Raw genomic sequence first — 1420 nt, 5'->3', positions numbered from 1 at the left:
CCGACCGCGTCCTCCCCCGCACCGGACACGTCCCCCGCGCCGACCCCCGTCCACGGCAGGGACGTCCGCCAGTTGCAGACGAACCTGCGGGCCCTGGGCTACTCCGGCTTCAGCGTGAACGGCGTCTACACCTCGGCCACCGCCCGGGCAGTCCGGCGCTGGCAGCGGGATCTCGGGATGGCGGCCACGGGGAAGGTCGGCCTCGGGGACGTCGTGTACGCGTCCGGTCCGGTGCGCGTCTCCGGCGCGAACGTCCGCCTCGGCGCCCCTGTGCAGCAGGAGGCGCTGCGCTCGACGGGCACCGTGCGCCGGGTGACGGTCTCCGTGCCCGTCGACGAGGGTTCCTGGGCCGTCGAGGGCGCCCAGGTCACCGTCCGGTTGCCCGGCGGGCGCTCGGTGGCGGGCGCGGTGACCGGCGTGGGGCAGCCGACGGCCGGCTCCGAGGCGTCGGGCGGCGCGGAGACGGTACCGGTGACGATCGGAGTCCGGGACCAGAAGGCGCTGGGCGAGCTGCGCAGGGCCCCGGTCACGGTCACGTACGTCCGCCGGCAGCGGGAGGACGTCCTCGCGGTGCCGGTCGCCGCGCTGGTGGCCCTCGCGGAGGGCGGGTACGGGCTGGAGACCTCGTCCGGCGCGTACGTCCCGGCGCGGACCGGGATGTACGCGGACGGCAAGGTCGAGGTGAGCGGCCCGCAGATCCGTGCAGGCATGAAGGTGAGGGTGCCGCAGTGACGCGGGTCGTGGTGGAGTTCCGGGCCGTCTCCAAGGTGTACCCCGGCGGGGTGACGGCAGTCCGGGAGGTGGATCTCGTGGTGCGGGCCGGTGAGATGGCCGCCGTCGTCGGTCCTTCGGGGTCGGGGAAGTCGAGCCTGCTGCACCTGATGGGCAGCCTGGACCGGCCGTCGGCGGGGCAGGTCCTGGTGGACGGCCACGACATCGCCGCCCTGTCGGACCGGGAGCTGTCCGCGCTGCGGGCCCGGCGTATCGGGTTCGTGTTCCAGCAGTTCCATCTGCCGCTCGGCGTGCCCGTGCTGGACGCGGTGGCCGACGGGCTGCTGTACGCGGGGGTCCCGCTGCGCCGGCGTCGCCGGGCGGCGGCGGAGACCCTCTCCAAGGTGGGGCTCGGGCACCGGACCGGGCATCTGCCGCACCAGTTGTCCGGCGGTGAGCGCCAGCGGGTGGCCGTCGCACGGGCCGTGGTCGGCGAGCCCGCGCTGCTGCTCGCGGACGAGCCCACCGGCAATCTGGACTCGGCGAGCGGCGCGGCCGTCCTGGAGCTGCTGCGGGAGCTGAACGCGGGCGGCACGACCGTCGTCGTCATCACGCACGACCAGAAGATCGCCGCCGCGCTGCCCCGGTGCGTCGAGATGCTGGACGGCCGGGTCGTCGCCGATCGCGCGCCGGGCCGCGCCGGTTCGCG

2 protein-coding genes are annotated in these 1420 nt (G+C 75.5%); both read left to right on the top strand.

The window, feature by feature from the left end; translation table 11 throughout:
• Positions 1–732: peptidoglycan-binding domain-containing protein (locus tag AOK24_RS44065; RefSeq protein WP_167376925.1), on the top strand; the 732-nt coding region annotated here is incomplete at its 5' end.
• Positions 729–1420, top strand: a 692-nt coding sequence (locus AOK24_RS44060; protein WP_055725425.1) for an ABC transporter ATP-binding protein, incomplete at its 3' end; no start/stop codon positions are given. The genes AOK24_RS44065 and AOK24_RS44060, both read left to right, overlap by 4 nt.

Source organism: Streptomyces niveiscabiei (genome assembly GCF_001419795.1).
GTDB classification, from domain to species: domain Bacteria; phylum Actinomycetota; class Actinomycetes; order Streptomycetales; family Streptomycetaceae; genus Streptomyces; species Streptomyces niveiscabiei.
Note: the sequence above shows the minus strand (reverse complement) of the source record. Positions and strands in the feature narration are given on the sequence as shown.